This window comes from Flavisphingomonas formosensis (genome assembly GCF_009755815.1).
In the GTDB taxonomy this organism is placed as follows: Bacteria; Pseudomonadota; Alphaproteobacteria; order Sphingomonadales; family Sphingomonadaceae; genus Flavisphingomonas; species Flavisphingomonas formosensis.
Genome location: NZ_WRPK01000005.1, coordinates 378534 through 391672, shown reverse-complemented (window position 1 = coordinate 391672; position 13139 = coordinate 378534). Strand labels below are relative to the sequence as shown.

Sequence of the window (13139 nt, the reverse complement as noted above, 5' to 3'; positions counted from 1 at the left end):
CCAATGGGCATTCCCGTCTATCCGGTCCATCTCGAGGATCCGCTGCTGCAGGGCTTCTACGACGGCCTCGCCGCGGGCGAGCTGCGCATCACCGCCGATGCCGAGACCGGCGAATGGATCTGGTATCCGCCGGAAGTCGTGCCCGGAAAACCCGATGCCGTGCTGGAATGGCGTGCGGTCTCGCCGGAAGGTCGGGCCTATACCTACACCACCATCGTGCGCAGCCTCCTGCCCGGCGATCACAAGGCGGAGGTGCCGTTCACCTGCGTCCTGTTCGAACCGGACGATGCGCCGGGCGTGCGCGTTCCCGGCATATTGATCGAGGATGAGGGCGTGGCGCCGGCCTGCGGCATGCGGCTGCGCTTCAAGCCGGTTGAGGCCGGCGACCACTGGATCGCCGGCTTCGTTCCGATCGATTGAACCAGACAGGGCTGTTCAGCCCGCCTCGCCGATCGTCACCACCACCTTGCCGAGCGCCTTGCGGTCCATCACCCAGCGGATTGCGGCCGCCGTCTCCTCCAAGGGGAAGCGGCGGCTGATCTCGGGCACGAGCAGGCCCCGTGCGTGCCAATCGTAGAGGCGCTCGGCATTGCGCCGATGCGCCTCGGGGTCTGCGACCACGAAGGAGCCCCAGAACACGCCGATGATCGCGGCGGACTTCACCAATGGCAGGTTGAGCGGGATCGATGGAATGTCGCCCGCCGCGAAGCCGACGACGAGATAGCGGCCATTGCGCTCGATCGAGCGAAAGGCCGGTTCCGCAAGCGCCCCGCCGACCGGATCGAAGACCACGTCGACGCCCCGGTCCCCCGCGATCCGCCGGATTCCCGCGCGCAAATCCTCGCGCGAATAGTCGATCGTCCCGTCCGCGCCGTGACGGCGGGCAAGCGCCAGCTTCTCCTCCGAAGAGGCCGCCGCGATGACGCGAGCGCCCATCGCCCGGGCCACTTCGATCGCCGCGAGCCCGACGCCGCCGGCCGCACCGAGCACCAGCACCGTCTCGCCGCTGCGCAGCGCCGCGCGCTGCTCGAACGCGTGAATCGCGGTGCCGTAGACGACGGTGAAACCCGAGGCGACTTCAAAGGACATCGTCTCCGGCAGCGGCAGAACCCGGGCGGCCGGAACTGCCACCTGCTCCGCGAAGGCGCCGAAGGTGGTCATTGCCGCGACGCGATCGCCGACATGGAAATCCCCGACGCCTTCGCCCACCGCATCGACGAAACCCGCCGCCTCGCTGCCGGGGCCGAACGGCAGCGGCGGCTTGGTCTGGTAGAGATTCTGGATGATCAGCGCGTCCGGGAAATTGACGCTCGCCGCCTGGACGCGCAGCCGAACCTCGCCGGGCGCAGGCTCGGGCGGCGGGATATCGCGCAGGGCCAGCCTTTCGGGTGGCCCGTGCCGTTCGCACAGGATCGCGCGCACGCTCTCAGGCTCCCGCCAGGAACTCCTGCTGCATCTTGTAGAAATCGTCGTCCGGATATTTCACGCTGTGCTGCCCGGCCGGCCACGCCGAATAAGGCGTTTCGGACGGGAATGCCGGCGAGGTATAATCGGAAAGGCCGCGACGGCGGATGATCTTCCATTCGCCGTTCCGACGCTCGAGGAAATCGAGATAACGGCCCTGGAAGAAGACGTCTTCCTCACCCTGGCCGTCCTTCCGATCGCGCCGGTGCTGCGCGAAATAATAGCATTCGGAAAAGGCTCTGTCGCCTTTCATCTCGACGGTGACGTTGGAGATATGGTGGCAGGCATATTTGAGCGCCGAGACGATCTTGAAGGCGAAACCGACGAAATCGGACGACTTGCCTTCGAACTTGCCGTGCTTATGGGTCGATTCCGGCCAGAAGCAGCTGCGCAGCAGCGCCTCATCCGCGCGATCGTTGGCGCGGGCATAGGCGTAGAGCAAAGCGGTGATCTGGTCCTTGGATTCGAGCACGTCGATGCGCTCGGCCAGGCCACCCGAAGCACCGCCCCTGCCCTTCGGCGCGGCGGCGCCGGCGCCGGTCGCCGCCATCGCGAGCGGAACGGCGAGCATCGCGCGCAGCGTGGCGCGGCGTTCATTATCTTTCATGCACTCTCTCCCTCGTCTCTCGCGCCCCTCAGTCGCACATCTCGAGCAGGCCCGGCTCGGCGCGCAGGCGCGGCAGAACCTCCTTTTCGAACAGCTTCAGACTGCTCCAGGACAGCTCGGGATCGAGCCCGCCCAGCAGCGCGTGGAAGGTGACGGCGGTTCCGCGCCCGAGCTCCTTGAGATAGGCGAAGCATTCGTCCGGGGTTACCACCTTGATGTTCGGCATCGCCTTCAGCGCCTCGACCGTCTCGGCGGCCTTGTAGCGCGTCTGGCCCACGCCGCGCTCCTTCGCCCATTCGGCATAGGCGTTGGTGGCATAAGCGACGTGCGGCGCGACCCGCGGCCAATCGCGATCGGGATCGTCGGACACGAACAGGAAGCTCGCCGCCGGCTTGCGCAGCGCCTCGGGCTCAGGGAAACCAGCTTTTGCCCGTTCCTCCTTGTAGAGGAGGAAGAGATCGGGGTGCCCGGGGAAATATTGATAGCCGTTCTTGGCCGCGCGGATCGCGGACTTCTCGGTCGATCCGCCCATGTAGATTTTCGGACCGCCCGGCGTCGCCGGCGGCGGCGTCACCAGCACGGTGCGGCCGCGGAATTCGAACGGCTCGCCGGTCCACGCGCTCTTCAGCGCCGCCAGCGTCTCGTTCATGATGCCGAGACGCTTGGTGATGTCCTTGTCGAACATCGCGAATTCGTGCGGACGATAGCCCATGCCCGCAGTCAGCCAGACCCGGCCCGGGCCGATATTGTCGAGCACCGCGAGATCTTCGGCAAGGCGCAGCGGATCGTGCATCGTCACGACCAGCGCGGACAAATGGGTGACGATCCGGTCGGTCGAGCCAAGGATCGATGCCGCCTGGATCATCGGCGACGGACAATAGCCGCCTTCCGTGCCATGATGCTCGGCCAGGAAGACCTGGGTGAAGCCGAGCTTGTCCGCCCAGGCGGATTGTTCGATGGCCGTCTTGTACATTGCCGGATGGGAGGCGCCGAATTCGGGCCGGTTCATGTCGTAGCGAAGATTGAGCTGCACCCTCAGGGCTCCCGATTATGGCCTTTATCGAGGTCGACGGATCAGGCCGCCGACACCTTGGAATCGATCCGGCCGGTATTGCTCTTGGCGACCATAGCCTTGCCGCTGGCGATCAGCGCCTCGATCTCGGCGGCGGAGTAACCCGCCTCGCCGAGGATCTCGCGCGTATGCTCGCCAAGGCGCGGCGCGGATCCCCTGGCGAAGCCCGGCGTCTCGCTGAGCTTCACGAAGCTGCCGAACTGGCGGACGTGGCCGTACATCGAATCCTTGTCCTCGATGACGCGGTTGGACGCCATCGCCCAATCCTGCCACAATGCCTCCTGCACCCAGCTCGTCTCGCGCACGATCTCGCATGCAGCGCCTGCCGCGTCGAGAAGGGCGAAGGCCTCCGCGCTCGTCTTGTCGGCGAAGAAGGGGGTTAGCAGCGCCTGCAGCGCGGCATCGTTGGCCGATCGATCCCGCGGCGTGGCGAAACGCGCGTCGCCGATCAGCTCGGGCATGCCGACGGCCGCGGCCAGCGCAGCGAAGCGCGCATCCGACCGGCAGCCGATGCACAGCCAGCCGTCGGTCGTGCGATAATTGCGATCCAGCGCGTTATAGCCCGCCTGATCCTTATCCAGGCGGAAGCCGTAGACCACCTTCTTGTCCGCATCGAGGAAATGCTCGGACGTGGTCCACAGGCTCGAATGGAGTTGCGGGCATTCCATATAGTCGCCTGTGCCGGTGAGGCTGCGCCGCTCGAGCGCCATCAGGACGCCGGCAGCACAGAGAAAGCCGTTATTATAATCCTCGTTCCCGAACACCGAGCGGGTCGGCGGATTGCCTTCGCCGCCGCCTTCGTAAAGCAGGCCGGTCCAGCCCGAGACCAGCGGTGCAAAGCTCTTCAGCAGCGCCTTCGGGCCCCTGGAGCCGTAGCCGGGCATATAGGCGTAGATGAGCTTCGGGTTGATCGCGGACAGCCGCTCATAACCGATGCCGAGCTTGTCGGCCTTGCCGGGACGCAGGTTGTGGGTCACGACGTCGGCCTGAGCGACGAGGCGATGCGCCGCCTCCAATGCTTCGGGCGTCTTCAGATTGAGCACGATGTCGCGCTTGCCGCGCTGGGCCGCATCGAACACGTCGGGCAGCGGGCGCATCTGATCGCCTTCCGGCGTCTCGATCTTGATCACGTCCGCACCGAGATCCGAGAGCAGGCGACCGCCATAGCCGACCGCGAAGAAGGACGAGAAATCGACCACCTTGACGCCCTCGAGCGGGCGCTTCAGCAATTTGGCCTCCGCCGGCACAGCCGCGCGGGCGGGACGTGCGGCCAGCCTGTCCAGCTCGCCATTGGAGGCGCCGACCGGCTGCGCGGGCTCGGGCGTCGCGGGCGGGCTGTTGATGAATTGCAGCGCCGGGGCCGCCTGATAGACGGTGCCGAAATCCGGATCGTCGAGGGCAATCCGCTGGCCGACGAATTCGACCTGATCGTCGAGCAGCACCTCGGCGGGCTCCAGCACCGGCAGCGCCGCGACATCGGCCGCATGAAGCAGCCTGATCCACTCGTCGCGCGGCTTCTGCTTGAACGCATCGAAAATCTCGACACGGGCGATATGATATTCGTCGTCGGTGAGCGGCACCGCCATTTCGGCACCCTTGATCGCCTGCACGCGATCGCCGAAGCCGAGCACGTCCATCGCCGCCTTGAAGCCGCCCGGGCCGCCTGAATGGAACTGCAGGAACTTGCCGTCGGCACATTCGAACATGGCGGTGACGAGGCGGGTACGGCCGAAGCGGTCGATCGCGCCGGAATCGCCCTTCTTGATGTAGGAGATGCCGTCTTCCTGCCACCAGTTGTTCATCGGCGACTGGGCGATCATCGCATCGAGCAGCGAGGCCTCGACCCGCTGGCCGATGCCAATATGGCGCCGTGCGCGGACGGCAGCGAGCGCACCGATCACGCCGAGGAAGGCCTGTCCATAATGGAGCGCGGGATGGCCAAGATAGACCGGGCCGGGGCGGAACGGGCTGCCCTTGTCGATCATCGTGCCGAGCAGCGCGGCCGCCAGCCCCTCGCCATGCGGGCGCTCGGCATAAGGCGTATCGGCGCCATAAGCGGTCAGCGCCACCACGACGAGCGCCGGGAAATCCTGCTTCAACGACGCCGCGTCTAGCCGGAGCGCCTCGGCCTCCTTCTCCTCCATCGCATGGACGAAGATGTCCGCCCCGGCCAGCAGGCCACGCAACCGATCGCGATCGGCCGCATCGGCGATATCCAGCTCGACACTGCGCTTGCCGCGGTCCCAGCTCTTGCGGGTGAGATCATGCGCGAAGAAGGATCCCCCGCGCGGCTCGACCTTGGTCACGTCCGCACCATGATCGGCGAGCAGCATCGTGGCGATCGCCGCCGGCATCGACTGCGCCGCCTCGATGACGATCAGATGATCGAGAGGACCGGGCATCATTCACTCCTATGAGGGGGCCTCATGCGGCTCTGCTTTATCGATCATCCCTGCCCGGCGCGGAGACGCGCAGAGAGAAGGGCTCCGCAAAACCAGACACCAAATTGACCGTCAGCGCAAGTAATTTTGCACAGTAGGTTCGAATTACTTCCCAGCCGCTTCATCCTCGCCGGCAGGCGCGAGGCGCGAGGGATCGAAGCGCGGCCGTTCGAGCTGGAAGGCATCACTGTTGCGGACATACCAGCCGCTGCCGTGGGTGCGGCCGATCAGCTTCATCGCCGGCGTGTCGAAATAGATGCGCTCTCGATCGGAGACGAACTCGTCGCGGACATGGGCATAGAGGATTTCGCCGATCATCACCGTCTGCTGCGTGCCGATGTCGAGCGCAGCCACCTTGCGGCATTCGAAGCTCACGGGGCTCGTCGCGATGCGCGGCGGCGCGACCACGACGCTGGGTTCGGTCCGGATGCCGGCATAGTCGATCTCGCTCACCTCGGGCGGCGCGGCGGCGCTGCTCTGGTTCATGATCTCGGCATCATCTTCGCAGACCAGATTGACGACGAATTCGCCGGTCTCGACGATGTTGCGCGCCGTATCCTTGAGGGTACGGGATGCCGGCTCCTTGAGCAGGCCGAGCACGACGAGCGGCGGCTCGCTGCCGACCGCGTTGAAGAAGCTGTAGGGCGCCGCGTTGACCACGCCAGACGCCGACATGCTGGTGATCCAGGCGATCGGACGGGGCGTGATCGTCGAGGTGATGATCTTGTAGCGGACCGCCATCGGCAGGCTGCGCATGTCGAACTGCATCGGGCGGATTTCCCTTTCGTCGGATATCGAAACTCCGTCGCCCCTGCGAAGGCAGGGGCCCATGTCTCTCTCTACCGCGAATGTCGTCGAATAGATTGAGAGACATGGATCCCCGCCCTCGCGGGGATGACGAAGTAGTTAAACCTCCCCCGCCGCCTTGGCCGCGGCACGTGCGGCAGCGCGGGCCTTGAAGCGTTCACGGGCACGGGGCACTTCCTCACCCGCCTGGCAGCTGTGGCAATAGACCAGCTCCAGTGCATGGGTGGCGGCCAGATCGGCATTTTCCGCCAGGTCGATCAGCCGCTTGGCCAGTTCCACCGCATGGCGGTTGCCGTCGCCGATCGTCGCGCCGAGCGCGAGCGCCTCATCGAGCGCGGTGCCGGGCCGCACCAGCCGGCTGATCAGCCCCAGTGCATCGGCCTCGGACGCGGACAAGGTGCGGCCGGAAAAGATGATCTCGGACGCGCGGGTACGGCCGAGACGCTGGGTCAGGAACCAGGCGGCGCCACCGTCCGGCACGAGGCCGAATTCGAGGAAGGGCGCGCCGAACTTCGCATCGTCGGCCGCGAAGATCATGTCGCACGCCATGGCGAGGCTCCACGAGATGCCATAGGCGCCGCCCTCCACCACGGCGACGCTCGGAACCGGCAGAGCACGCACCCGGCGGATGATCCGCTGCCCCATTTCCAGCCGGGCCGCGAGCGCCAGGGCGCCCTCGCCGCGGGCGGGCGGAAGCTTCACGTCGCCGCCGTTGCCGAAATAATTTTCCGCACCGTGCAGGATCAGGAGGCGCGCCGGCGTCGCATTTTCGAGATGGTCGAGCGCGGCAGCGAACTGCTCCCACATCGAGAAGGATACGGTGTTCTTCGCGCGGGGGCGATTGAGCGTAAGGACGACGACGCCATCCTCTCGTTCATCGACCAGGATTTCCCGGGCGTCGGTCGGCTCGGCCATCTGCCTCTCCCATCCTCGTGCCAGCCGGTGCGGCGGCTGCCGGCTGACCGGAGCGAGACGATCACCCGTCCCAGCTCCTCGTTTCCCGCTCTATGCGAGCCACCGGGTGGCTCCCACCCGATTTCCTATCGCTCTAGGCGAAAGGATGGCAGAGGCGCAAGTAAATTTGCATATAGGTATAGTTTTAGTCGCCGGCTTTCTTGCCGCGCCGGGCGAGCGGCAATGCATCCATGCCGCGCTCCACCAGATCCTTGAGCAGTGCTTCCGCCTCCTTGCGCGCCGCGCCCTTGAGCGCACCAAGGATGAAGGTCAGATAGCTGGAAATCAGCCGCACCAGGATCTCGTCGTCCGCGATACGCTGCTGTGCCCAATCGTTGATCGTCGCATATTCGTAGCGAACGAGATCGTCGACGAAGCTGTCGACCTTCACCCAGGGTTGGAGCTGCTTGTGCGCGGCCAGTTCCTCGATCCACTCGCGATTGTGCCGCGTGGCGAGAGAATGCATTGCCTGCCAGATGTCGCTATCTACGCCCGAGCTGAAATAGAGCGCCATGATGGCGCGGATATAGTTGGGAATGCGGCGGTTGCGCTGGACGACGGAGATCATCCGTTCCAGATTGTGCATCATCGTGCCGGGCGGGCTCGTGAAGCTGATCCGGCTGACATATTCGTCGAAATATTCCTGAATCGCGGTGGCGATCATCCGCTCGCGGGTCTGGAACGCATTGTAGAGCGTCCGCTTTGCAACGCCGGCGCGCTGGCCGATCTCGTTCATGCTCAGCGCCGCAATGCCCTGCTCGGCGATCACGCGGCGGGTCTCCTCCAGGATTCGCTGCCGACGCTCCAGGATCGCGGGGCTCGAATAGGTCTGCGGCCGCTCGCTGTTCTCCTTCAACAATGGCATGTCCTCTTAACCTAAAGGGCGAGCAGATTTCATGCACGGCCTCCCCCACAGGGTCAACCTGAGCCCGACCGGACGTCCGTACCGCCTCCGGCGGATCTCACGTGCTGCCGGGCGGCAGGCTACACCGAGAGGCAGGCGGCTCCGCTTCATTTGGCCGCCATCGTCTCCCGCGAGCGCTGCCGGATATAGTGGCGCAGGCCTTCCAGCTCCTCCGCAGACAGATTCTCGAAGGACGGCATGCCGCGCGGCATCAGCGCTCCGTCATGCACCACCGACGAGAAGGCATCGGCATCGAGCGGTACCGAGGATTTGCGCAGATCGGGCGCGGCACCGCCGGAGATCATGCCGATGCCGTGGCAGATGACGCAGGACGTGTTGTAGATGCCCGCGCCGATCTTGGCCTTGGCGGGATCGACGGTGAACGCCGCATCGTCCTGGTTAGACCGGTCGACCAGCTCCAGCTTGGGCAGCGCCTGCCTGCCGCCGAGCACGAAGGTGAGCACCCGCCGGCGCTGCTCGGTATAATCCCAGCTGGGCGTGTTCGCCTGGCTGCTGCGGAAGCCGGTGATCACCGTGACATATTGCTTGCCGCCAACGGTATAGCTGATCGGCGCGGAGAGGATGCCGTTCTGCGCGGCGAACGACCATAGCTTGCGGCCGCTGTCCGCCGCAAAGGCGTTGAAGCTGCCGTCGTTCAGGCCCTGGAACACCAGGTTGCCGCCGGTCGCCATGGTGCCGCCATTGAAGACGCCGGGCTGCGGGATCGACCAGGCGATCTTGTTGCGCGCCACATCCCAGGCCACCAGCATGCTCTTGGCCGGCGGCGGCGTGAGCCCCGCCGGCGGAGCGCCGAGGCCGGTGTTCACGAACATGCCGGGCTTGTACCGCCAATCCTTGACGTTCGCCGGATCGGTAACAACGCGGCCACCCTCCATCACCGGGATGTAGCTGAGGCCGGTCCTGGGACTGAACGACATGGCCTGAATGCCGTGCGCGCCGTTCGGGAAGGGATAGATGATGAACGCCTTGCCGTCCGGATAGAGCGCCTCCGGGTTGAGCTCGGGCCGGCCGGTCTTGGGATCGATCCTCTTCGCCCAATTCTGCTTGGAGAATTCGCCCGCCGAGATGAGCTTACCGTTGCTCCGGTCGATCGCGTAGAAGAAGCCGTTCTTCGGCGCATGCATCAGCACCGGCGTGAGCTTGCCGCCGATCGTCACATCGGCGAGCTCGATATCCATCGCATCGTTGAAGTCGTAGCTGTTTTCCGGATTCACCTGATAATGCCAGACATATTCGCCGGTCTTGGCATTCAGCGCGACGATCGAGCCGAGGAACAGATTGTCGCCACCGCCGGGGCTGCGGATCTTCTCGTTCCACGGGAAGCCGTTGCCGGTGCCGATATAGATGCGGTCATATTTCCTGTCATAGGCCATGGCGTGCCAGACGGTGCCGCCGCCGCCATATTTCCACCATTCGCCCGTCCAGGTCTTCGCGGCCATTTCCATGGCCTTGTTTTCGAAGCCCTTCGCCGGATCGCCCGGCACGACATACCAGCGCCAGGCCTTCTTGCCGGTCTTGATGTCGTAGGCGGTCACATAGCCGCGCGTCGGGCTGTAATCCGCGCCGCCGAAGCCGGTGACCACCACATCGCCCGCAACCCAGGGCGGCCCGGTGATGTAGCCATTCTCGGCCTCGTCCAGCGTCTTGACCTGCCAACGCAGCTTTCCGGTCTTCGCATCGAGCGCGACCAGCCGCCCTTCGCGCGTGGCGGTGAACACCATGCCGTCCTTATAGGCGATGCCGCGCGTGCCCCAGCCTGCGCGCATCCGCGTCCTGGCCTCCGGCTGCCCTGCCACGTCCGGATCATATTGCCAGAGCAGCTTTCCGGTCTTCGCGTCGATCGCATGGACGACGCTGAGCCCGACCGCGAAATAGAGCACGCCGTCGACCGCCAGCGGCTGGGTGTAGGAATCGAACGTATCGAGATCATGATACCAGGCGAGGCCGAGCTGGCCGACATTCTTGTCATTCACCTGCGCGAGGGGGCTGTAATGCTGCTCGTCGGCGGTGCCGCCGAAGCTGGACCAGTTGGCTTCGGTGGCCTGGCCGCCGGCCGTCGCGGGAGCTTGGGAGAGAAGGGCGGCGCCGAGGGCGAGGCTCGCCGCTCCGCAGACCACCATGCTCGCAACCTTCGCTTTCATGTGCGCTCCTCTCTTCGTCTCGCCGCGTATGACGAGGAATTTTCTGCACCATTGTGCATTTTCTGGTACCATGTCAACGCAGGGCAAAGCCGTCTCACAGATTTAATCCTGGCCGATGCGGCACGGCCGCCCAGACTTGCCGGAGAATGCCTTCCCCTGGCGATCGTGGCGGTGGGTGCCTTGCCGCCGAAGCTGGACGGCACGGCAACGCCACCGCGATGGCGACCGTGCCGATCTCCATCCCCTCTCCGTTTCTCGCTGGATCAACCCAAAAGCAGGCGCGCAACAAAATATACTTGAACGCAATTTTCACCGGTCTGGCGCCGCCCGGCAATCCGGCACCTGCTGCGCAGGCCCGGCCTCGTCACCGGCATGTCTTTCGGCCCGCCCAAAATAGAATTGGACCCGATTGCGTGAAAGGGGCCACGGCCTGATCGGTTAGGATGAACCCATAGAAATCAGAAAACCACAGGCAGGGACGCGTTCACATAGAGGGGGTTACCATGGTTTACCTACGTCGATCGTCCAGGCTGCTCCTTCTTGCGAGCGCCACGTTCAGCTTCGCGCAGGCCGCGCTTGCGCAGGACACGACACAAAGCGCCGATCAGGGCGACGCCGCGTCGATCAAGACGGTAAAGAATGATGACGGCTCGATCGTCGTGACCGCGCGCCATTATGTGCCCGACGGCACGATCACGGCGAACAAGACCAATATCCCGCTGATCGAAACGCCGCAGTCGATCTCCGTGATCACGCGAGACCAGATCGACCTGCTCAACTTCATCGACATACAGCAGGCCGTTCGTTACACCTCGGGTGCGTTCGGCGAGAATTACGGCGCCGATCCGCGCTATGACTTCGTGACCGTGCGCGGCTTTACGCCGAAACAGTATATCGATGGTCTCGCGGTCCCGGCCACGAGCACGATCGCTTCGACTGGCGTCGATCTTTACGCCTTCCAGTCGCTCGACATCCTCAAAGGCCCGTCCTCTGCGCTCTACGGCTCGGCGCCCCCGGGCGGCATATTGAACGAGACCAGCCGTCGCGCCTCGAGCGAGTTCGGCGGGGAGATCCAGGGCAAATATGGCACGCATGGCTTCGGCGAAGCCGCGATGACGGTCACCGGCCCGGCCGCCCCCTATCTCGACGTCCGCATGACGGCGCTGTACCGCAACGCGGGAAGCGAGATCGACCATACCAATCGCAAGCGCATCCTCGCCGCGCCGACCGCGACGCTGAAGCTCGGCCCCGACACGAAGCTCACCGGCCTTGCCTATTATCAGTATGACAAGGTCGAGGGCGGCGCCGGCGGCTTCCTGCCCATCTATGGCACGCTGCTGCCCAATCCCAACGGCAAGATCAGCCGATCGACCAATCTCGACGATCCCAACGATCTGTTCGAGCGGCGCCAATATGGCCTGGGTTATGATTTCGAGCACCGCTTCGGCAATGCGATCACGTTCCACTCGAACACAAAGTGGAGCCATTATAAGGAAAATACGCCGATTGGCCTCTACAGCGGTGGTGGCTTCACCAACGTGGACGATCCCAGCTTGCCGACTTATTATCGTACGCTCAGGCAGTATAATTTCAGCTATCAGGAGCAGGTCAACAGCTTCACGACCGACAATCGCATCGACGCCAACTTCGATACGGGATCGATCGAGCACAAGCTGCTCGTCGGCGTCGATTATCGCAACGTTCGAAACGTCGCGCGTTATGGCTTTGTGTTTGCCGGCACGCTCGACGCGTTCAATCCGGTCTACGATCCGCAATTTGCACAGGACATCGGCTATCCCTTTGCCTATGCGACCCAGCGCCTAAGGCAGACAGGCGTCTATGCGCAGGATCAGCTCAAGTTCGGCAATCTCTTCGTCATGCTGAGCGGCCGTTACGACTGGGTCAAAGCTGATGGCCCGTCGTTCGTCGAGCCACAGAAGAACCATAAGTTCACCTATCGCGTCGGCGTCAACTATGTCACCGAGTCCGGCATCGCGCCCTATGTGAGCTATGCGACGTCGTTCGAACCCGTATTGGGCGTGGATGGAGACAAAAATCCCTATAAGCCCACCTCGACCAAGCAATGGGAAGGCGGCATCAAATATGATGCCCGCGGCCTGCCGCAGGGATTCAAACTGTTCGCCACGGTGGCGGTATTCGATCTCAAACAGACCAATTTCGTCTCCGCGCAAACCGGTCTTCTGCCGGTCGGCGGGAGCCAGGGCGGCAATGTCGAGGTCTATGGCGCCGAATTCGAAGTGGTGAGCCGCATCAACGACCAGCTTACCCTGAACGCGTCCTACAGCTATAATCACAGCGAAGTGAAGAGCAGCGACAATGCGCCGGGGGACGTCGGCTTCCCGATGCCAACGACGCCGAAGAACAAAATCTCTCTCTTCGCCGATTATACCACGCAGAAGGGCTTCCTGGCCGGTCTCGGTGGCGGTTTCGGTGTACGACACAACAGCAAGAGCGCGGGCAATCTGCCGTCCGGTACTGGCTCAGCCATTGCAAACATGCCGGTCTTCTACGCCGGTAATGTGACCTTGTTCGATGCGATCCTTCACTATGACTTGCCGGGCTGGCGCTTCGCGGTGAACGGATCCAACATCTTCGACAAGAAATACATCGCTCGCTGTGCCAGCATGATCAACTGCGTCTACGGCCAGGCTCGGCAGGTGATCGGTACGGTGACAATGAAGTTCTGACCTCGGGCAAGTAGGGGACA

10 protein-coding genes are annotated in these 13139 nt (G+C 64.1%); 2 read left to right on the top strand and 8 right to left on the bottom strand.

Annotated features, from left to right (window positions below; all coding sequences use genetic code 11):
- Positions 1–3: 3 nt before the first annotated feature.
- On the top strand, positions 4–420 hold the full coding sequence (locus GQY20_RS16330; protein WP_157218163.1) for a Zn-ribbon domain-containing OB-fold protein: 417 nt from the start codon (positions 4–6) through the stop codon (positions 418–420).
- A gap of 15 nt (positions 421–435) precedes the next feature.
- Here GQY20_RS16330 and GQY20_RS16325 read toward each other — a convergent pair whose 3' ends face one another.
- The 8 genes from GQY20_RS16325 to GQY20_RS16290 form a co-directional block, all read right to left on the bottom strand.
- Positions 436–1422: an NADPH:quinone oxidoreductase family protein gene (locus GQY20_RS16325; protein ID WP_157218162.1), complete on the bottom strand. Its 987-nt coding sequence runs from the start codon at positions 1420–1422 to the stop codon at positions 436–438.
- A gap of 4 nt (positions 1423–1426) precedes the next feature.
- On the bottom strand, positions 1427–2071 hold the full coding sequence (locus tag GQY20_RS16320; RefSeq protein ID WP_157218161.1) for a nuclear transport factor 2 family protein: 645 nt from the start codon (positions 2069–2071) through the stop codon (positions 1427–1429).
- A gap of 28 nt (positions 2072–2099) precedes the next feature.
- Positions 2100–3104 carry an LLM class flavin-dependent oxidoreductase gene (locus GQY20_RS16315; RefSeq protein ID WP_157218160.1) on the bottom strand — a complete coding sequence of 335 codons (1005 nt, stop codon included), beginning with the start codon at positions 3102–3104 and terminating at the stop codon, positions 2100–2102.
- A gap of 41 nt (positions 3105–3145) precedes the next feature.
- Entirely contained in the window at positions 3146–5545 is a 2400-nt protein-coding gene (locus tag GQY20_RS16310; RefSeq protein ID WP_157218290.1) for a CaiB/BaiF CoA-transferase family protein, read from the bottom strand.
- 144 nt (positions 5546–5689) lie between these two features.
- On the bottom strand, positions 5690–6352 hold the full coding sequence (locus GQY20_RS16305; protein ID WP_157218159.1) for a flavin reductase family protein: 663 nt from the start codon (positions 6350–6352) through the stop codon (positions 5690–5692).
- A 138-nt stretch (positions 6353–6490) separates the two neighbouring features.
- Positions 6491–7306: an enoyl-CoA hydratase/isomerase family protein gene (locus tag GQY20_RS16300; protein ID WP_157218158.1), complete on the bottom strand. Its 816-nt coding sequence runs from the start codon at positions 7304–7306 to the stop codon at positions 6491–6493.
- A 184-nt stretch (positions 7307–7490) separates the two neighbouring features.
- Positions 7491–8210 (bottom strand): TetR/AcrR family transcriptional regulator, encoded by a 720-nt coding sequence (locus GQY20_RS16295; protein ID WP_157218157.1) that lies wholly within the window; start codon positions 8208–8210, stop codon positions 7491–7493.
- A gap of 146 nt (positions 8211–8356) precedes the next feature.
- Complete coding sequence (locus GQY20_RS16290; RefSeq protein ID WP_157218156.1) at positions 8357–10411, bottom strand: PQQ-dependent dehydrogenase, methanol/ethanol family; 2055 nt, start codon at positions 10409–10411, stop codon at positions 8357–8359.
- A 503-nt stretch (positions 10412–10914) separates the two neighbouring features.
- Between GQY20_RS16290 and GQY20_RS16285 the strand changes: the two genes are divergently transcribed.
- On the top strand, positions 10915–13119 hold the full coding sequence (locus tag GQY20_RS16285; RefSeq protein WP_157218155.1) for a TonB-dependent siderophore receptor: 2205 nt from the start codon (positions 10915–10917) through the stop codon (positions 13117–13119).
- The last annotated feature ends 20 nt before the right edge of the window (positions 13120–13139 follow it).

Excerpts from the sequence above, each read along its gene's own strand:
- GQY20_RS16330 (WP_157218163.1), top strand. The coding sequence starts at position 4 with ATGGGCATTCCCGTCTATCCGGTCCATCTCGAGGATCCGCTGCTGCAG.
- GQY20_RS16320 (WP_157218161.1), bottom strand. The coding sequence starts at position 2,071 with ATGAAAGATAATGAACGCCGCGCCACGCTGCGCGCGATGCTCGCCGTT.
- GQY20_RS16310 (WP_157218290.1), bottom strand. The coding sequence starts at position 5,545 with ATGCCCGGTCCTCTCGATCATCTGATCGTCATCGAGGCGGCGCAGTCG.
- GQY20_RS16305 (WP_157218159.1), bottom strand. The coding sequence starts at position 6,352 with ATGCAGTTCGACATGCGCAGCCTGCCGATGGCGGTCCGCTACAAGATC.
- GQY20_RS16300 (WP_157218158.1), bottom strand. The coding sequence starts at position 7,306 with ATGGCCGAGCCGACCGACGCCCGGGAAATCCTGGTCGATGAACGAGAG.
- GQY20_RS16295 (WP_157218157.1), bottom strand. The coding sequence starts at position 8,210 with ATGCCATTGTTGAAGGAGAACAGCGAGCGGCCGCAGACCTATTCGAGC.
- GQY20_RS16290 (WP_157218156.1), bottom strand. The coding sequence starts at position 10,411 with ATGAAAGCGAAGGTTGCGAGCATGGTGGTCTGCGGAGCGGCGAGCCTC.
- GQY20_RS16285 (WP_157218155.1), top strand. The coding sequence starts at position 10,915 with ATGGTTTACCTACGTCGATCGTCCAGGCTGCTCCTTCTTGCGAGCGCC.